The following is an 18941-nucleotide window of genomic DNA, read 5'->3' as shown; positions in this document are numbered from 1 at the left end:
TTACCATTGATTACTAAATATAAAAACCAATTTAGACAGATAATCAACCATCCTTGATATAAAGCAAGGACGAAAGCAAGGAGGAAAGCAAGGGAAAAGTGCGCTAATGGTTGCCACGGAGACTATTCCATACATATAGATGGATTATGAAATGTAACGGTTATGATAGTGCTTATTTGTCAGAGTGAGCGATATCATTTGCACCAATTGCTAATATAAGCTCAACTGCAACCGTTACGAATCTGAAATGAACGATTTCACGAAAATAACGTTTATGGCGCTCGCTAGAGGAAGCTATATAGGTTATCATGCGATGTAGCACGGTCTGAGATCCTATCTGCAAAGGAATTATATCTTATTCGATTATTCAGTTAATCGTTAATTCTTCATTGGACAATCATTAATCGGTTAATGTGCATGAAAATCTACTTTTAGCTCTCAAATTACTGGTTTTATCGTGTTCAAATGAAATAGCCGAACCCCTATTGGGACTCGGCTATTTTACTTATGTGCTAGAAGGTTTTGTCCTTCTCGTTGCTACTGCTTGCAACGGGTCGTCTGGCCAATAGTGCTTCGGGTAGCGGCCTTTGAGGTCTTTTTTGACCTCAAAGTACGTATTCCTCCAGAAGCTCGCCAAGTCTTGCGTAACCTGCACCGGCCTCTGTGCCGGGGACAGCAGGTGGAGCGTCAGCGGGACGGCGCCGCCTGCGACGCGCGGCGTCTCCCGCATCCCGAACAGCTCTTGCAGGCGTACGGCCAGCACGGGCTGTTCGGGGTTGGTGTAGTCGACAGCGATGCGCGACCCACTCGGCACAGCGATGTGGGTCGGAGCTTCGTCGTCGAGCTGCTGCCGCTGATTCCACGGCAGCAGCCCTTCCAGCAGCGCAGTGACCTGTAGCTTCTGCAGGTCATGGCGGCTGCTGAAGCCGTACAGATGCGGTGCGAGCCAATCCGCCATACTGGCGGTGAGCGCAGCATCTGATACATCCGCCCAATCATGTGGGCGGTGATGATGCAGGAACGCAAGCCGCGCTTGCAATTGGCGGGCGTTCTTCGTCCATGGAAGCATGCCAATGGCTAACGGGTGTCGGGAGATCCCTTCTATTAAGGCAGCCAACACTTTATCCGCGTCTGGATTTGGACACGGCCGCTCATGAAGGACGATAGCACCAAGACGAATAACTTCTCGCGCTCGAACAGCTTCTGCCGACTTGTCCCACTCTACAGTAACAACATGCTCGATTTGATCGTCCATACATTGCTCCAGGGCATCTTTCGTCACTTCTACTGCCAAACGAATACGACTATCTGTACCTTGATCGTCCAAATCAACAGCTACAATATAAGGTGCATAATGAATAGTATGCTGCGCTTTGCTTATAGCTCTACCTATATATGCAGACGAGCCTACACCCGCTGAGTTACCGCCATGCTGCCCCGTGAAACTAGCTCCACGACCGTTGCTTAGCAAATAACGTCCATCTTCACGCCGCTTACCAATTCGATCCGGATACGCCAAAGCCAACAATACACTAGTGATTTCACTTCGATCATTAGCGCCACTTGTTCCAACTGCTCTGTTGAACCTTTTATCAAGATTTAGATTGCTAGCATCATTCGCATTTTCCGCCTCGCTAGCAGGACCTGAAAGGCCCGCTTTATATGCCTTACTTGAATCATTACTTGATCCTTTACTTGATGACTTTCCAGCTACACGTAACACTCTATTGTCTATAGCAGCAGAACCTTGTGACGCAGTTGGCCATTTTTCACCAATCAGTCTAGATAAACGCCTTGCCTCTTCATGAATTCGGCGGACAATAGCTTCATCTAGCGAGACCGAATTTCCTGAGCCAAAGGTAGATGCGAAGCTCGCCTTCTCAGCATTCGCCTCCCTCTGTACTTGCCGATGAGCAAGCAGCACCTCTAGTCGGAACAGTAGATCCGGGTTAGAGCTATCGTATGATGACACGCTTGAATGCCCTGCTGCCCCTTCCCTACCGCTTGTGCCTCGGAGCAAATCCCGCTCCTGCAGCATCGCTGCCAATAAGCAAGCTTGTTCTACCGCTCCAAGCAGGACCGCTTTCAACAGCATATGGGCAAGCCTTGGATGCAAACCACTCACTGCCATACGTCGTCCGTGTTCCGTTATACTTCCATCCATATGCAAAGCACTTAACTGCCCTAGAAGCTGCTGCGCCTGCTGTATAGCGGCAGTTGGCGGAGGGGTCAGCCATGCAAGGGAATTGACATCCGTACCCCATGCTGCCAGCTCCAGAGCCAATGGAGCCAAATCGGCGTCCAATATTTCCGGCAAGCGCTGTTTTGGTAAATGCCCGTGCTCCGCCTCTGACCATAGCCTATAGCAAACGCCAGGCCCTAGCCTTCCCGCACGTCCTCGGCGTTGATCCGCTGCATCCTGTGTTACACGCTCCGTGACGAGTCTTGTCATTCCCGTTCGCGGCGAATATCGAGAGACACGCATCATTCCACAATCAATGACAATGCGAACCCCTTCTACGGTTAAGCTCGTCTCAGCAATGGAAGTCGTCAGCACTACTTTACGCTCACCCTGTTGTACAGGGGCAATCGCCTCGTCCTGAGCCTCCTGCGGCAGTTGGCCATGCAGCGCAAGCACACGTATATATTCGTGTCCTAATGCTTCGTAATGCTGATTCTGTCGAGATAAAATACGAGCCAACTCTTGCTGAACTCGACGTATCTCACCGACCCCTGGGAGAAATACGAGCATATCGCCCTTCTCCTCTTGAAGTGCCACTTCGACTTGCCTTGCTGCTGCCTCTTCCATTCGTTCTTGTGTGCGGCGCGGCACATACCGAGTGTCTACCGGATACATGCGCCCCGCACTGCGAACGATTGGCACATCTCCAAGCAGTTCCGCTACCGGCTCAGCCGCAATCGTTGCGGACATCACAAGCAAGCGCAAATCCTCGCGCAGCACCGCTTGCGCTTCTAGCGCCAAGCTGAGTCCCAAGTCCGCATGCAAGCTCCGCTCATGGAACTCATCAAAAATAATCAGTCCGACCCCTTCCAACGAGGGGTCTTCCTGCATCATGCGCGTCAGGACGCCTTCCGTCACGACCTCGACGCGTGTAGCCCGGCTCACCCGGGTGTCCATACGCACCCGATAGCCAACCGTCTCGCCGACGCGCTCACCGAGCGTCGCCGCCATATACTGCGCAGCCGCGCGTGCCGCCAAGCGGCGCGGCTCCAACATGACGATGCGCTGGCCAACCAGCCACGGCGCATCCAACAGCGCAAGCGGGACACGGGTCGTCTTGCCCGCCCCCGGCTCTGCCACTAACACTGCTCCCGTCCGCGCGCTCAGCACTCCGCGCAGCTCAGGCAATACCTCATCTATAGGCAAAGTGCCAGACATTTCATTCACTCCACAATCGTTATCGTCTCCTCATCATAGACGACAATAGAATCGAATGCCAACTGTCGATTATCGTTGTACAATCCGACGAACTTACTGCATTGCAGAATTGGTCATCAAACAACGAAAGCCCACCCTACAAGCGAATATCGTTTGTAGGGTGGGCTTTCGGTTTTACTATTTTATATATTGAGGTGACTACCCTTGATTCCGCTTCAAAAATGCAGCAACTTGGCGACAAGCTGTAATATTGTTCTCCGTACGTGCAATACCATGGCCTTCATCCTCAAATACAAGGTACTCCACATCTACTCCCTTCGTGCGAAGCGCCTCTACGATTTGATCGGATTCGGCTTTTACCACACGCGGGTCATTAGCTCCTTGGATAATAAATATTGGATTCACCATCTGATCGAGATACGTAATCGGAGAATCCTTCACAAAGCGATCATGATCTCGCTCTGGATCACCAATCCAACGATCCATCATCGGTTTCCAGAAGTCAGGCACAGAATTCACAAACGTAAATAGATTGCTTACCCCTACAATATCAACCGCCGCACGGAAGTAATCCGCATTGCGACCTGCCAGCAGCAACGTCATATAACCGCCATAGCTTCCACCCATCACAAACAACCGATCTCGACTGGATATCCCTTGCTCAAACAACCAATCCATCCCTGCAAGGCAATCTTTACGCGGTCCTTCGCCCCATTCACGCTCTACTAACTTCGTAAATGAACGGCCATAGCAAGTACTGCCGCGGAAGTTAGGACAGAAGAGATTGTAGCCCTCAGCGAGCAAGTATTGGAACATCGCGCGGAAGTGCTTGCGCTCTGCGTACTGCGGCCCGCCATGCGGCCAGAAGATCGTATGACCATTGGCCAATTCATCTTTAGCACGGAACAACAGTGCCTCAATTTCCATACCATCAAATGACGTATAGCGAATCGTTTCGGGTGAGACGAGATCTTCCCTCGCAAGTCCTAGCACAACGTTGCGGGTCAGCATCGTCCATTTTCCAGCATCATAGCGATAAATATTGTCAGGATCTACTGATCCACGAGCCAAAATATAAACTGCCCCTGATTGTGCTACATGCAATTGTTCAACAACAGTAGTCGGAAGTTCCAGCTCCTCTAAGCTGCCTGTATCTAATGCGTACACATACAACGCATCTTCTACTCCTTTTTCGGTCAGCGCATAGAGAGAGCGAGATTGCTTATGCCAGTACAGCTCGGACACACTCGCTTGCGGTATTTCGAACAAAGCCTCAAATGTCCCTGAAGAAATGGTGTATTTCGCCACATACGCAAATTCAGCCTTATAATCAGTCGTGAAAATAATCGTATCTTCATCGATAAACCGTGCATTGCTTGTCAGTTGCTCTTCATCAGCACTTGGCGTTAAGCACGCCTCCGCTCCATCTACTCCTCGAACGAAGGACACCCCATATGTATTGGAATAACCTTTCCCGTACACGATGTTCTGCTCATCTGGACTCACAGCAAGTAGAGATGTCGTTGCATCCTTGCCTTCTACGATTAACTTCTGCTCCTTTGTTACCAAATCTAATACATATGTATTCAAAAACTGCGGATTATTTTGCGAAGTCCCATAATAAAGACGCTGCCCGTCTTCCGAGAGGGAACTAAAGAAAAATTTATCAGTCGGCTCTGCCTCTACTAGCTTGAACGGGACTCCACCTTCAGGACGCAGCGCATAGAGATAATAATTCTCATTTCCATCATGGTCGAAACCGGACAAAATATGACGGCCTTGTGGATCTATTTTAATAAAATTGCTTGATTGCCCTTGATACGTTAGCGGGTAAGGATAAGAGATTTCATCATGAAGTTCAATCGCATAAACATCTAGCTTTCCATTCATATTCGAAGTGAATACGAGTCTTGATTCATCAGCACTTACATCAAAATTACGAATGACATACGATTTGTAATATTGCTCTGCATCAGGCTTAGGAAATTGGATCATGAAATACTCCTCCTTAAGATACAATCTTAGTTGTCAAAAAGTGGATGAACACCTTTTCATCATTATATAGACTCCATTCCGTTCTCACAACCAACTTTTAACGGATACTTACTCCTTCTAGAGACGGAGGTAAATAATAGACAGATACCTGCACTAGCCCATTGACATGAATATTTTCCAATGTTATGATAACTGCCAACTAAAATACCAAGTAATCGCATAGGTATTATTAATCTACCGGACAACCGGAGATGACCATCACTTCTTTACGGAAATGAAGAAGGAGGCATCTCCTTTTTTGCGTTCCTTAACATGACCCTATATGTGAGACCCGATCAATGGAGTGACTGATGCTGTTGCTGTTGCTGTAATAACTAAGAAAAAGGGGCGTGAAGAATATGCTGCTAAGAACGATTCGTGCATGCAAACGAATTGCTGTTGGAGCTTTATTGTTGATGGTGCTGAGTGCTTGCGGCGGTGCACAGCACCAGAACGTCGCGGCCGAAGGAACAGATGGCAGTAAGGCTAGCCTCATTCGGATCGGCTATCAAAAATACGGAGTACCCAATTTCCTAAAAGCACGCGGAGAACTCGAGAAAAGGCTGGAAAAAGACGGAGTGGCCGTAGAATGGACCGAGTTCCCCGGTGGACCGCAACTGCTAGAAGCACTTAATGTCGGCAGTATTGATCTCGGGCATACCGGTGAGGCCCCGCCAATCTTTGCCCAAGCCGCTGGAGCTCCGCTTGTTTATTTAGCGCACGAGGCGTCACGCCCTCATAGTGAAGCGGTCTTAGTACTTAAAGATTCTCCTATCCAATCGGTTGCTGACCTTAAGGGGAAAAAGATTGCGTTGAACAAAGGCTCTAACGTTCATTATTTGCTCGTAAAGCTGTTGGAGCAGTCTGGACTGCAATACAGCGATGTAAATACCGTATTTCTGCCTCCTGCTGATGCTAGAGCTGCATTCGAGCGCGGAAGTGTAGATGCATGGGCAATTTGGGACCCATACCTCGCATCTGCTCAAAAGAACCTCGATGTAAGAATCGTTGCTGACGGTGAAGGCGTCGTTAACAACTACGAATTTTATCTGGCTGCACGCAGCTTTGCCGAAAACAATCCTGCCATTATCGACGCTCTATTCGAAGAACTGAACAAAGCTGGCGACTGGGCCAATGCCAACCATAAAGAGCTGGCAAAAATACTATCCCCACAGCTTGGCATCGATGTCCCTTCTCTAGAGCTAGCTTCGAGCAGACGGGAGTACAACAGTACTCCGATTAGCGAAAACGTTATTGCGGAACAGCAAAAAGTAGCTGACACCTTTGCGAAGCTCGGCTTAATTCCTAAACCAATACAAGTGAAAGAAGCAATGCCTAATCGCAAATAAATAAGATATGGAGGGATTTCATATGGAAATGTTCTGGTTTATTCCGACGCATGGTGATGGCAAATATTTAGGTACAACAAAAGGCGCACGTGCAGTCGACTTTCCTTATATGAAGCAAATTGCGCAAGCAGCAGATCAATTAGGCTACAGCGGTGTGCTGCTGCCTACCGGTAAGTCCTGTGAGGATGCTTGGGTAACAGCATCTGCCTTGATATCCTCCACCAATAAGCTGAAGTTTCTCGTCGCCCTCCGCCCGGGGCTAATGTCTCCGACTTTAGCTGCTCGTATGGCTTCCACTTTCGACCGTATTTCTGGTGGTAGGCTACTCATTAACATCGTGACAGGCGGTGATCCTGTAGAACTGGCTGGTGAAGGTGTATTCCTTGATCATGATGCTCGTTACGAACTGACAGATGAGTTTCTTCATATTTGGCGAAAAACATTGCTCCATGAAGAAGTCACTTTTGAAGGTAAGCATTTGCAAGTTCATGGAGCCAGCAACCTGTATCCTACGATTCAAACTCCTTATCCACCCTTATACTTTGGTGGTTCATCATCTGCGGGGCAGCAGGTGGCGGCCGAGCATGTAGACGTCTACTTAACTTGGGGCGAACCTCCTCAGCAAGTAAAGGAGAAGATCGAACACGTGCGCCAACTTGCTGGCCAGCAAGGAAGAACGCTGCGCTTTGGCATTCGCCTGCACGTCATCGTACGTGAGACAAATGAAGAAGCATGGGACGCAGCAAATCAACTCATTCAATATGTCGATGACTCTACCATTGCTGCTGCCCGCAAAGTATTCGCGCGTTATGACTCCGAAGGACAGAGACGGATGGCACAGCTTCATCACAGCAGCCGAGAGTCATTAGAAATTAGTCCAAACTTGTGGGCCGGAATTGGGCTTGTAAGAGGCGGTGCAGGAACAGCGCTCGTAGGTGATCCCGAGACCGTTGCCACTCGAATCAAAGAATACGCAGAGCTAGGTATCGAAACCTTTATTTTATCCGGCTATCCGCATCTAGAAGAAGCTTATCGCACTGCAGAATTGCTCTTCCCGCTTCTCCCGATTCGACAACCTCAACAGCACGAAAACGCTCAGCATCCCAGCAGCCCTCTCGGTGAAATCATCGCCAATGACCGACCACCAAGCCATGCAGCTATCCGTTCCACGAAAGAGGTGACTTCCGATGCAAAGAACACAGCTCGACAGCATGCTTAGAAGATGGCTGACCCGCTCATGGATCGCATGGATCGTGCCGAGTACTTTACTTTTATTGTGGCAAATTTTTGGTCAGCTCGGATGGATATCTACTCGCATCCTACCTACACCTATCGCCGTCATAGAGGCATTCATTACCCTAATCGGCAATGGCATGCTGTTTGACTATATTGGAACAAGTACAGGACGCGCGCTAATCGGCTTCGCTATTGGCGGCAGCATCGGCTTTAGCCTTGGTCTGCTAAATGGAATTGTTCCATTGGCTGAGAAGCTGACAGATACATCGATTCAGATGGTACGCAACATTCCCCACCTCGCGCTCATTCCGCTCGTCATCCTGTGGTTCGGCATTGATGAAGCAGCGAAGCTGTTTCTCGTCGCACTCGGAGTGGCATTTCCTATTTATCTGAATACATTCCATGGTATTCGCAGCGTCGATCCGAGCTTGATTGAGATGGGCAAAGTATATGGATTGCGCGGCTGGGCGTTATTCCGCAATATCATTCTTCCGGGTGCACTACCTTCCATTCTCGTCGGGGTTCGCTTCGCTCTCGGTACAATGTGGATTACCCTTATCGTTGCAGAAACGATATCGGCGGATTCAGGCATTGGCTATATGGCCATGAATGCTCGTGAATTTATGCAGATGGATGTCGTTGTCCTGAGTATTCTTTTATATGCACTGCTTGGCAAGCTGTCTGATTCCATCGCTAAATTGTGCGAAAGGCTTTTCTTGCAATGGCATCCGAATTACGGAAAAGGACAACAGGCCGGCAAGAAAGGAGTGACATCCTCATGAGTACTGGTGTATTCGGTTCTTCTCTCTCCGCTTCTGGAATATGGAAGCAGTTCGATCATGTAACCGTACTGGAGGAACTAAACCTTCAGGTCAAGTCTGGAGAATTTATCGCCATCGTAGGAAAAAGTGGCTGTGGCAAAAGCACGCTGCTACGCTTAGTAGCTGGTTTGGATGAATCAACAGATGGAACGCTGCTGCTAGATGGGAAAACGATACAAGGCCTCGACCCCGATACGAGAGTGCTGTTTCAAGACGCTAGGCTACTTCCTTGGAAAAAAGTCATCGACAATGTACGAATCGGTGTGCGCGGCGGCAATCCAGACGATGCAGCAGCAGCATTACGCATGGTAGGCCTAGAAGACAAAGCCCATGTATGGCCAAGTACACTATCTGGTGGACAGCGCCAAAGAGTCGCGCTCGCACGTGCATTAGCTGGTAACCCACGACTACTACTGCTCGATGAGCCATTGGGAGCCCTTGATGCTTTGACCCGTATTGACATGCAGGACCTAATTGAGAGACTGTGGCAGAAGCAGCGCTTCTCTGTCATCCTCGTCACTCATGACGTCAGTGAAGCAGTAGCTCTTGCGGACCGCGTCGTGCTGATGAAAGACGGCGCCATTGCACTAGATGTAGCCATTACACTTCCACGCCCGCGGGAAAAGGATAGCGGCTTCGCCTATTTTGAACAGCTCATCTTGGACCGTGTTATGGAACGCGATTCTCGATCAGATCGAGCTGCTAGACGACAGACTTCCTATTCCATTTGAAGAACATACCTTGTAAGGCAAAAAGCCTGAAGCGTCAGGGGATCGCCCTTGCCTTCTGGCTTTTTGTTATCGTATTGAATCTCACATCAAATACGTGTTCTGAACATAAATACCCTTTCTCTTACTATAAAACAACTCCCGATTCACTTAACTGTACACTCTCCAAACGGGTACGGCACTCCTCAACAAATGCCCTTGGCTCATCCAGTGTCAAATAAATATCTGTCACCGTTCGATTAGCACCTAGCATAATTCCGACCCTAGTCGCCTCTTTTAGTCGAATGTGAACATTTGTCGATAGTCCAATCGGGATGAAGGAATTCTTCTCTTCTACTCCAGACAGCTCCACATTGTTAACGACCTCCACCGACTCGATCTGTTCAAACGAAAGAGATGTCCGCAACTGATTGCCCAATCGGATCCACACCCCTTGCGCAGATACGCCAATTGGGTTGAGCTTCATTGCTCGATAATCGGAGATAAGCCATATAATCATATATACATTGCTAATGGACATAATCCATGCAAATACAGAAGACCATTTTGCAACAAAGAAATGAACAAGGATACCCTCCAAGATTAAAAGCTTAATGACAAACAAAACCATCGTCAGCCAGCCTGATTCCTTATGTGCTGTATATGACTTCGCATAATCCCGCTCAAAAGAACGTTTACCCCAAGAAAGCAGCGCATAATAATATACCGCCAACTCATACGCAAGATAAGAAGTTACGCCTCTCCTACCAAACAATGATGCAAGGCGCTCATATAGTGCTTCCATCGGATGAATTCGTGACGTTCCCATGTCAACCTTCCCCATGCCTGCACACCCCTTCATTGGATCATTCAGCATTGCTCAACTCCTTACAACTAATCGTACCTCCTTCTTCTTTCCGTCAGCTTTCATTATTCTTACATTAATCTTACATAAGAGGAAAAGGGTTCCGAATGAAGAGAATTTACAGTACGCTAGGAGAGAAAGGAGGAGAATGACATGTCACACACCATTTTAATCGTCGATGACGAGCCAGAAATTATCGAGATGCTGCAATTATTTCTAGAACGGGAATCCTATACAATTGTCGCGGCAAACGACGGTCAAGAAGCACTGCAACGGCTGCAAGAACATACCATCGATCTGGCCATTGTCGATATTATGATGCCGCGGATGGATGGTCTCCAACTGCTAACAGAGCTGCGCTTGACGAACAAGCTCCCTGTCATTCTTCTATCTGCTAAAAGTGAAGACAGCGATAAAATTGTTGGATTAGGCCTAGGGGCTGACGATTTCGTAGCCAAGCCATTCAACCCGCTTGTCGTGCTTGCCCGTGTGCAAGCTCAACTGCGTAGAACGTATACATTTAATGAAGAAGAAGCGCTACCTTCTATGCTGCCTACACGCGTTGGTGAACTAACCCTTGATCATGATTCCTGTTCGTTATTGAAACGAGGCAGGCTTATTAGTTTAAGCGCAATTGAATATAAACTGCTTCATATGCTGATGAGCGCGCCAGGGCGCGTATTTACGAAGAAACAAATTTTCGAACAAGTATGGGGCGAGCATTATATGGCTGATGATAATACGATTATGGTCCAAATGAGTCGATTGCGAGATAAAGTGGAAGATACACCGAGAAATCCAGTGTACATTAAGACGGTACGTGGGCTTGGTTATCGCTTTGCAAAGCGAGATGAGCTGCATGCGTAAACCGAAGAAGCTGAAAGCCACAAAGCTGTTTCGACGGCTACTTAGCTATTACATATGGTTCTCAGTTACGATTACTTGTATCGCTGTTCTTGTCTTCGGTTTCATCATTATCCGAGCAGTCGGGCCCGTTGAAGAAGTGTTGTTTCCTAACATACGCGCTGAGGCAATCGTAAAAAGTGATTACACTCATATCAAAGCTTCCTTCATTCAATCTCTCGGTGGCTGGGTAGAAATTATAAATTCAAAGCGGCAAGTTATCCATATCATTGGTGAAAAAAAAGCAGGCCCTCTGCAATACGATTCTATACAGTGGCAAAAGCTATTTTATGATAGTAAGACGAAGCCCTATTATGTATCGTCTTCTCCTGTTCCAGGTACGAACGATCAGCTGTTGGCAGTCGTGTTTGTTTCTTCCGAATATGCCATACAGGAGCCCCTCCTTCACAAAGTGGCAGAGGAAATGAACGAAGATTTTCACATTTCCCTAGTTATTGGACTAGTGCTTCTACTCATTCTATTTACGGTCAATCTATTCATATATGGACGCTTGGCCTCAAAGCGAGTTACCCGCCCCCTCAAGTCCATCTTAGAAGGCCTCCACAGCATTGTAGATGGACAATACGACAAGCGGCTCCAGTATTCAGGAGATTATGAGCTGCAGCAGATTCAAGATCATTTTAATACGATGGCAGAGAAATTAGAGCAAGCTGAACAGATGAAGCATGAAATGGAAGCAAGCAAACAGCGGATGCTCACTGGTATTTCACATGATTTACGAACACCGATTACGACGATCCAAGGATATACACAAGCACTCCAAATGGGCCTTATTGAAACGGAAGAAAAACGGCAGCAAGTGCTGACGACGATGCTGCAGAAATCACAACGCGTCTCGGAATTGATCGACGATTTCTTCGAACTTTCGAAATTGGAAAGTTCCGATTATCCATGCGAGCTAGAGCAAACGGACTTATCTGAGTTTATTAGAGAGATCGCAGCTGAGTATTATCCCCTATTTGAAGAACGAGAATTTGTATTTAACTATCTCATCCCAAGCAAAGTCGTGTCCATCCCAGCAAATAGCAGACTTCTGTATCGAGCGGTATCGAACCTGCTTTCAAATGCGATTCATTACAATCCTTCGGGTACAACTGTGTCCATAGTGTTGGATGTTATGCCCCTAGAGGTACTTATTCGTGTGGAGGATAATGGGGTAGGCATTCCAGAAGAGCTGCGACCTACTATATTTGATGCTTTTTCGCGAGGCGACCGTGCTCGTAAGAGTGATGGTGGTACAGGATTAGGTCTTACGATCGCAAAGCATATTGTAGAGAAGCATAACGGAGAAATCAAACTGCAAAGTGTAGTCGGAAAAACGGTATTTGATATATGGCTACCCATGCAGCAAACGAAACAAACTACACAGACAGTAGTAGGTAAAAGCATTCGGAGAAAGATCGTTGGAAATAAGGGTTTCCTTAAGCAGTGATATGCCAACATGTTAAAGTTAGAAGCTTCTGTACGATACAAACAAGCCCTTGATCAACTCTTCTTAAAAGAGAAATCAAGGGCTTTATCCAGTACTCTAATAGAAAGCCATAACGCTAATCCATTGCGATTACTAGCGATTGCGTCTTGCTAGCATTGGTAAGATGAGACCGAGACCAAGCAAAGCAAACGGCGTTACGACATTCAGGCCGAATTGGAAGTACCACTCACTCGTAAACATAGGTACTTTCGGGAACATCCCCATGAAGCACGCGAATGCCGTAAACACGAAGCACCACAATCCAATTGCGAAACCAACTTTATTATTTTTCACAAACTTATATTCCGAAATAAACTTGTCAGACAGCTTCATCAATGCCATAAACGCCAAGAAGACGAACAAGTAACGAAGCGGCATCACGATGGAATTCAAATCTAGCAGCCAGTTGAACAATGTATTCATGTTACCAATACCGAATGCTGGCACCATAATAAGTATACCAACTAGTACCGCGGTCATAATGTAGCCATTCACTGGTGTACCACGCTTATTCGTCTTAAGTAACGAACGTGGTACATAACGATCATCCGAGTCAGAAAGCAACACTTTAAGTGGTGCATCGATGGAAAATGCCAAGGCAGAGATTTGCGCCAATGTATTTGCTAATGCATACATAATCATAAGTACATTGCCAATTCCATAGTATTCCCCGAGAATTTGGAATGCATAGTATTGACCATTCATTTTCAGATCATCTGGGATATTATTCGAGTCGAACATCATACCCATAGCAAATGAACCGAGAAGCGCACATACCGCAACCATGATCGCCAATACGAGCATACCGCGCGGGAATTCCTTCGTCGGGTTATGTGTGTTATTTACATAAGGAGATATTTTCTCCGCTCCACCTACTGCAAACACGAGCATAGACAATGTCGTGAAGTAAGCGAAGTTGAACTCTGGAATAAAGGATGATACTGACATATCTGCTGTCGCGACTTGAACCCCTGTCAGCATAGGCGCTGTAACAGCAAGTGCAATGTACAAGAGAGACATGACAAAGACCGAAATACCTGCAATCGTACCGATACGCTTCAAGGAAGAGATACCGCGAGAAGCAATCCACAAGAAGAACAAGAAGATAAGCAAGGTAATCGTCTGCAAAGCTACTGGAGAGAACTCTTTTACTAGCGTTCCTTCTCCTGTTGCAGCCCAACCTAACGCAATGACAATCGCTTGTGGCTTCTGAGCCAAATAAGGAATGTGTACAACCCAATAGGTCCATGCTGCGAAATAAGCAAGGTTAGCCCCCATCGTTTCTTTAATCCAACTGCTGACGCCGCCTTTACCATCCTTAAATGTAGAACCAAGCTGTCCAACCATTAGCGCATAAGGTATAAAATATAAGGCGATAATGAGAATCCACGAGGTGATGACACTTAAGCCTTGGTTCGCATAGTTATTTACGACATTACCGAATCCCCATACGGACACGAAGGCCATAAGCGCGATGTTATGCCATCGCAACTTTCTTGCTTCATTGTCAATCATTGATGTCCAAGCTCCCTTTCTGTCTGTTAATCTACGTTGTTATTTGGTTTGGCGTATCCTGTGTGCATGTTGAATGACACTGTACCTATTGGTGCAGCGCTATTGTCCATTCCATCATTTCATAAATTTTCAAAAAGTGATGTATAGAATTACATATACAAGTTGTGCCTTTCTCAGTATACTCCTACCTTTTCAACAACCCTAGCGGAAATACTATCCTCTTATTGGTATTTTAAGGTGACAGATGGTATAGCTCTCGCTGATTAAGATACGGCTATCTATCACTCTTGTAATTGATAATTATTATCAATATAATAGGTATATGTTGTCATTATAACCGGGGAGTGTGTACGTATGTTTATCGAGACGAAGACGATCGTTGTAAAAGAAGGCTTTTCCCAGCAAATTGTAGACCATTTTACAGGACCGGGCATTATCGAGCATTCTCCTGGATTTATCGATCTTAGCGTTCTAGTTAAGCGGGTTCGTCGTGGTGACGAAGAAGTTATCGTGCTAATCCGTTGGGAATCTGAAGCTGCTTGGAAAGGCTGGGAGACGAGCGAAGCTCATATCGAAGGACATCGCCAAAGCCGTGGCAAACCGAAGCCGGACTATGTAATCAGCTCTGCACACGCAACCTATGATGTGAAGTCCTCCAAAGGCCCTGCGGTGGAAACAGCTGCGGTTGAGCATTAATTGCGTAATCCATAGTTTGCTGCACAGCATTTGAAAATAGCGCGTTTGAAATGGTAGAGAGGCTGCTCTATGAGGCACAGTACTTTTAGAAGGTTAGATTATACTAACTTTTTAAAAGTACCATGCCCTATAAAAGACAGCCTCTTTCCGTGTATTGCTATCATTTTAGCGCATATTCGTCATGACACGAAACCATTTCATCATGCATTAGGACAATTAGGCAGTTATTTAATCTGAAATGGGCTTATTTGAGAGATTAACGTCAAAAATGCATTTATTTCTGTCTCTTTACCCCTCTAGAGTGCCTAATCGAGAAAAATAACTGCATTTTTGTCCTTATCTAACGCAAAATGATGGTTTCGACTGAAAATAACTGCACTTTTGTCCAAGTCATCATATTATATGCGCTCAAGTGATTGAACTGCCGAACGTCAAAACTGTTGTTGCGGCGCCAAGTAAGCTACCCCATTCATATATGGGCGCAAAGCATGTGGAATGTGTATGCCTCCAACCTCATCCTGATGATTCTCTAACAACGGAATCAAGATGCGTGGCGTAGCAACCGCCGTATTGTTCAACGTATAGGCATATCGCAGCCGTCCCTCCGTGTCTCGATAGCGAATACCCGACCGTCTTGCTTGGAAGTCCAGCAAATTCGACGACGAATGTGTCTCTCCATATGCCTGTCGACTTGGCATCCACGTCTCAATATCGAACTGTTTGTACGTCTTCTGCGACATGTCCCCCGTGCAAACAGCCATCATCCGATATGGAAGCTCTAACAGTCGCAAAATTTCCTCGGCATGCGCAGTAATCTCCTGGTGAAGTTGCTCTGCTAACGCCTGATCTGCCTCACAAATAACAACCTGTTCCACTTTGGCAAATTGGTGCACTCGATATAGACCGTGCACATCCTTACCTGCCGAGCCTACTTCACTACGGAAACAAGTCGACACGGCTGCCAAACGAATCGGCTCACTCACATCTACTATTTCATTGCTGTAGTAAGCAACAAGTGGCACCTCCGACGTACCCACTAGCCACTGATCCTCGTCCACGATTGCATACGACTGATCTTCTCCTGTAGGGAAAAAGCCTGTGTTCATCATTGCAGCTGTTCGTGCCATAAGTGGAACCTCCAGCGGTGTAAAGCCGCGCTCCATAAGCAGATCAAGTGCTAGCTGCTGGACAGCCCTATGCAGTAGGACACCTGCCCCTTTTAAATAATAATGACGAGTGCCCGCTGTCTTAACCCCTCGTGGAATGTCAATCATATCGTGCAGTTCACCAAGTTCGATATGGTCTCGCAGCTTGAACGTTGGAGCTTCTGGTTCTCCTACCCGCTTCATCTCCACATTGTCCGCATCCGAGCGCCCTTGGGGTGTATCAGGCGATACGATATTGGGGACCAGCATCATCCCCTTATCTAACACAAGCCTCACTTGGGCAAGCTGCTCCTCCAGTACCGATAAACGATCATTCATCGCTCTCACATGCTGCTTCAACAACTCAACTTGTGCATGATCCCCACCTTGGACAAGCGCACCGATCTGCTTCGATTGTTCATTGCGCTGCTGGCGCAGCACCTCCACCTGCTGCAGCAATTCCTTCCTTTGTACATCCAAGCCCAGCAACTGAGCAATATCAATATCGATCCCTTTCAACTCAGCTACTTGCTGCACCTCATTCGCATTCATCCGTAACCATTGCAGATCCAACATACCACCGCACACTCCTTCTCTTGTTGTGTAAAAAACAAAAAGAGCCCTCATCCGTATGGGACGAGGAGCTCTCTGCTCGCGGTGCCACCCAACTTGATCGAACTTGATACAGTTCGATCCTCTTTGGTTCCGCGATAACGGGCGGGCCCGGTTAACTTAGGGGAATGCTGTACCCTACAGGTCAGCTCCCTTAACGAAAACGCCTCCGAGTTGGATGCTCTTCACTGGCGAATGGTCGTGTTTATTTTGTGAGATTATAACAGATCTGCTTGAGACAAATCAAGTGTGTCTAGAGCTTGAATTTTTGCATTTCCGCATTCATATCTTTCATCTTGCTGCCCAACCAGGCAGCTGTACTTGCCATTTCCTCCACACTCGCCAACTGCTCCTCCGAAGAAGCAGCGATGCTTTGTGCGTTATCAGCTGAGTCTTTGGCAATCGCGGCCAAGCCATTCATCGAAGCAGATATTTGCTCGGTACCAGCCGACATCTCTTCTGAAGCTGCTGATACTTCTTGAATATGCTCTGCAACACGTTGTACCGCTTCGTGAAGGCTCTGGAACTGCTTACCTGCATCTCGTGCAATTAGGGTTCCCATTTGTGTTTCTTCCGCGCTGCGCTCCATAGTCACCGATAACTTTTTAGTCCGAACGATAATCGATTGGAGTTGTTCGCCAATTTGTTCTGCAGCGTGACCTGTTTGTTCAGCTAACTTTCTTACCTCTTGTGCGACAACAGCAAAGCCCCTGCCGTGATCACCCGCTCGCGCAGCTTCAATAGAAGCATTTAAGGCAAGCAAGTTCGTCTGTCCTGCGATTTGTTGAATCGATGACACAATAGCTTCAATTTGCTGCGATTGTCCCGCTAATTGATTCGCTTGCTCCGACGACTGCTGCGCAGCCTCCTGTATACGATTCATCTGTTCAACTGTCTGCTTGATCATGCCGCTGCCTTGCTCCACTGTCGCAGAAGCATCGCTGCTCATTTCCGATACGATTAACGCTGATTCTGCAATACGTTGAATCCCGATCGATACTTCTTCCATCGCGACCTTACTGTCTTCAACGGTTGCCAAATGTGTATTCGAACCTGTCGCCACTTCCTCCACCGCTGCTGCAACATACTGAGCAGATTGAGCATTTTGATCGGAGATAATCGCCAACTGCTCTGCAGATACCGTAACTTGTTCGGTTGTCTCTCTTACATCAGCCGTAATTTTCCGTAAAGCCTGAACCATTTGATTAAAGGACTGTGCGAGCTGACCAATTTCATCTTTGGATGTATTCGATACCGATACTGTCAGATCACCTTGTGCTGCTTGTTGTGAAATTTCAGTTAGCTTCTTAAGTGGTGCTACTGTACGACGAATTAACAAAATCATAACCGCCATAATACCCAAACCCGTAACTACACCTACGCCTGCTGTCTTCCATAAGATAGTGTCTAGCTCGGCATCAATCGTGTCATAATTGAAATCGACCGCAAACAAGGCCACCACTTCTTGCTGCTCATTGCGAAGCGCCGTCATCGTCGTAATCCATTGACCGCCTAGATCCTGATACACATCGCTAATCGCCGATCCTTCCCGCAGCAGCTCATCCTCCGTTTGCATCCATTCCTCGGGTAGGATGTATAACTGCCCTGGATGAACACCGCTGTCTTTAATAAATTCAGTGTTGGCATGAAGGAGACGCTTGTACGTCTTGCCATCTTGCTGTGTATCTTCTGGTAGCAGCAAGTAGCTGTTGCTAATGAAGCCATCTCGAACCATACTATTGAGGGATTCACTAATCCATACGATACCCTCGTCTTTCAAATATTGTTCGGGTGTAAGCTTGTTCATCTTCGCTTCTGCGTTAATGATTCCCTCTAATTCAACTTCTACTTGCTTTGTTAATGTCTTATGTAATTCTGTAAGCTCGTTATAGTAAATCCCTTTTTCCGCTACATAACTATAGCCAGTAAGAATACCGGTAAGCGTAACAATAAGGGCAAAAATACTTAACGCAGACTTCACGACGATACTTTTGGAAATAAAGCCTCGCATCATAACCCCTCCACATTTCTAAACATAAAATTCCTGCATTACTTATAACATCCTATTTTTATGTTCGGTTTATAGTAATATATCGACATTATTCGACAAATATTAATACCTTTTCGAACTTTCTTTACTTCTTGGTTAAAACTCCTCCTTACAGT

At 46.9% G+C, this 18941-nt stretch carries 14 protein-coding genes; 7 read left to right on the top strand and 7 right to left on the bottom strand.

The genetic code is table 11. The annotated features are described in order from the left end of the window. Positions 1–172 precede the first annotated feature (172 nt). The 3 genes from IFO66_RS07205 to IFO66_RS07190 all read right to left on the bottom strand — a co-directional run bounded on the left by IFO66_RS07205 (position 173) and on the right by IFO66_RS07190 (position 5395). The gene (locus IFO66_RS07205) at positions 173–322 is read right to left on the bottom strand and encodes a hypothetical protein (protein ID WP_192024478.1); all 150 of its coding nucleotides are present in this window, start codon (positions 320–322) and stop codon (positions 173–175) included. A 183-nt stretch (positions 323–505) separates the two neighbouring features. Further along, a complete protein-coding gene (gene hrpB / locus IFO66_RS23760; RefSeq protein WP_225445565.1) occupies positions 506–3400 on the bottom strand; it encodes an ATP-dependent helicase HrpB in 2895 nt (964 codons plus the stop codon). A gap of 198 nt (positions 3401–3598) precedes the next feature. Continuing rightward, on the bottom strand, positions 3599–5395 hold the full coding sequence (locus IFO66_RS07190) for a S9 family peptidase (RefSeq protein ID WP_192024477.1): 1797 nt from the start codon (positions 5393–5395) through the stop codon (positions 3599–3601). A 398-nt stretch (positions 5396–5793) separates the two neighbouring features. On the opposite strand from IFO66_RS07190, the gene IFO66_RS07185 reads away from it, so the two are divergent. The 4 genes from IFO66_RS07185 to IFO66_RS07170 are packed head-to-tail and all read left to right on the top strand — an operon-like array spanning position 5794 to position 9571. Next, positions 5794–6783 (top strand): sulfonate ABC transporter substrate-binding protein, encoded by a 990-nt coding sequence (locus IFO66_RS07185; protein ID WP_192024476.1) that lies wholly within the window; start codon positions 5794–5796, stop codon positions 6781–6783. Between the two features lie 22 nt (positions 6784–6805). After that, positions 6806–8002, top strand: a complete 1197-nt coding sequence (ssuD, locus tag IFO66_RS07180) for an FMNH2-dependent alkanesulfonate monooxygenase (protein ID WP_192024475.1) — start codon at positions 6806–6808, stop codon at positions 8000–8002. Continuing rightward, the gene (ssuC, locus tag IFO66_RS07175) at positions 7995–8801 is read left to right on the top strand and encodes an aliphatic sulfonate ABC transporter permease SsuC (protein WP_192024674.1); all 807 of its coding nucleotides are present in this window, start codon (positions 7995–7997) and stop codon (positions 8799–8801) included. The genes ssuD and ssuC overlap by 8 nt, the downstream gene beginning before the upstream one ends. Then, positions 8798–9571: an ATP-binding cassette domain-containing protein gene (locus IFO66_RS07170; protein WP_192024474.1), complete on the top strand. Its 774-nt coding sequence runs from the start codon at positions 8798–8800 to the stop codon at positions 9569–9571. Before ssuC ends, IFO66_RS07170 begins: the two co-directional genes overlap by 4 nt. A gap of 124 nt (positions 9572–9695) precedes the next feature. Here the strand turns inward: IFO66_RS07170 and IFO66_RS07165 are convergent, their stop codons facing one another. After that, positions 9696–10424: a hypothetical protein gene (locus tag IFO66_RS07165; protein ID WP_192024473.1), complete on the bottom strand. Its 729-nt coding sequence runs from the start codon at positions 10422–10424 to the stop codon at positions 9696–9698. Positions 10425–10565: 141 nt separating this feature from the next. Between IFO66_RS07165 and IFO66_RS07160 the strand changes: the two genes are divergently transcribed. Together IFO66_RS07160 and IFO66_RS07155 are read left to right on the top strand one after the other, a co-directional pair. Further along, positions 10566–11279: a response regulator transcription factor gene (locus IFO66_RS07160; RefSeq protein WP_192024472.1), complete on the top strand. Its 714-nt coding sequence runs from the start codon at positions 10566–10568 to the stop codon at positions 11277–11279. Next, positions 11272–12768 carry a HAMP domain-containing sensor histidine kinase gene (locus IFO66_RS07155; protein WP_192024471.1) on the top strand — a complete coding sequence of 499 codons (1497 nt, stop codon included), beginning with the start codon at positions 11272–11274 and terminating at the stop codon, positions 12766–12768. Before IFO66_RS07160 ends, IFO66_RS07155 begins: the two co-directional genes overlap by 8 nt. Before the next feature lie 132 nt (positions 12769–12900). On the opposite strand, the gene IFO66_RS07150 is transcribed toward IFO66_RS07155, so the two are convergent. Beyond that, entirely contained in the window at positions 12901–14322 is a 1422-nt protein-coding gene (locus tag IFO66_RS07150; RefSeq protein ID WP_192024470.1) for an amino acid permease, read from the bottom strand. A gap of 354 nt (positions 14323–14676) precedes the next feature. On the opposite strand from IFO66_RS07150, the gene IFO66_RS07145 reads away from it, so the two are divergent. Further along, positions 14677–15018, top strand: a complete 342-nt coding sequence (locus IFO66_RS07145) for an antibiotic biosynthesis monooxygenase family protein (protein WP_028593941.1) — start codon at positions 14677–14679, stop codon at positions 15016–15018. Between the two features lie 431 nt (positions 15019–15449). On the opposite strand, the gene serS is transcribed toward IFO66_RS07145, so the two are convergent. After that, positions 15450–16739: a serine--tRNA ligase gene (serS, locus tag IFO66_RS07140; protein ID WP_192024469.1), complete on the bottom strand. Its 1290-nt coding sequence runs from the start codon at positions 16737–16739 to the stop codon at positions 15450–15452. Positions 16740–17028: 289 nt separating this feature from the next. Further along, on the bottom strand, positions 17029–18789 hold the full coding sequence (locus IFO66_RS07135; protein WP_225445563.1) for a methyl-accepting chemotaxis protein: 1761 nt from the start codon (positions 18787–18789) through the stop codon (positions 17029–17031). Positions 18790–18941: the final 152 nt, after the last annotated feature.

It is taken from the genome of Paenibacillus arenosi, from assembly GCF_014841135.1.
Lineage (GTDB): Bacteria > Bacillota > Bacilli > Paenibacillales > Paenibacillaceae > Paenibacillus_B > Paenibacillus_B arenosi.
Note: the sequence above shows the minus strand (reverse complement) of the source record. Positions and strands in the feature narration are given on the sequence as shown.

Coding starts and splice junctions, on each gene's coding strand:
- ssuD (WP_192024475.1), top strand. CDS start 6,806: ATGGAAATGTTCTGGTTTATTCCGACGCATGGTGATGGCAAATATTTA.
- IFO66_RS07170 (WP_192024474.1), top strand. CDS start 8,798: ATGAGTACTGGTGTATTCGGTTCTTCTCTCTCCGCTTCTGGAATATGG.
- IFO66_RS07155 (WP_192024471.1), top strand. CDS start 11,272: ATGCGTAAACCGAAGAAGCTGAAAGCCACAAAGCTGTTTCGACGGCTA.
- IFO66_RS07190 (WP_192024477.1), bottom strand. CDS start 5,395: ATGATCCAATTTCCTAAGCCTGATGCAGAGCAATATTACAAATCGTAT.
- IFO66_RS07145 (WP_028593941.1), top strand. CDS start 14,677: ATGTTTATCGAGACGAAGACGATCGTTGTAAAAGAAGGCTTTTCCCAG.
- IFO66_RS07160 (WP_192024472.1), top strand. CDS start 10,566: ATGTCACACACCATTTTAATCGTCGATGACGAGCCAGAAATTATCGAG.
- serS (WP_192024469.1), bottom strand. CDS start 16,739: ATGTTGGATCTGCAATGGTTACGGATGAATGCGAATGAGGTGCAGCAA.
- ssuC (WP_192024674.1), top strand. CDS start 7,995: ATGCTTAGAAGATGGCTGACCCGCTCATGGATCGCATGGATCGTGCCG.
- IFO66_RS07185 (WP_192024476.1), top strand. CDS start 5,794: ATGCTGCTAAGAACGATTCGTGCATGCAAACGAATTGCTGTTGGAGCT.
- IFO66_RS07150 (WP_192024470.1), bottom strand. CDS start 14,322: ATGATTGACAATGAAGCAAGAAAGTTGCGATGGCATAACATCGCGCTT.
- hrpB (WP_225445565.1), bottom strand. CDS start 3,400: ATGTCTGGCACTTTGCCTATAGATGAGGTATTGCCTGAGCTGCGCGGA.
- IFO66_RS07165 (WP_192024473.1), bottom strand. CDS start 10,424: ATGCTGAATGATCCAATGAAGGGGTGTGCAGGCATGGGGAAGGTTGAC.
- IFO66_RS07135 (WP_225445563.1), bottom strand. CDS start 18,789: ATGATGCGAGGCTTTATTTCCAAAAGTATCGTCGTGAAGTCTGCGTTA.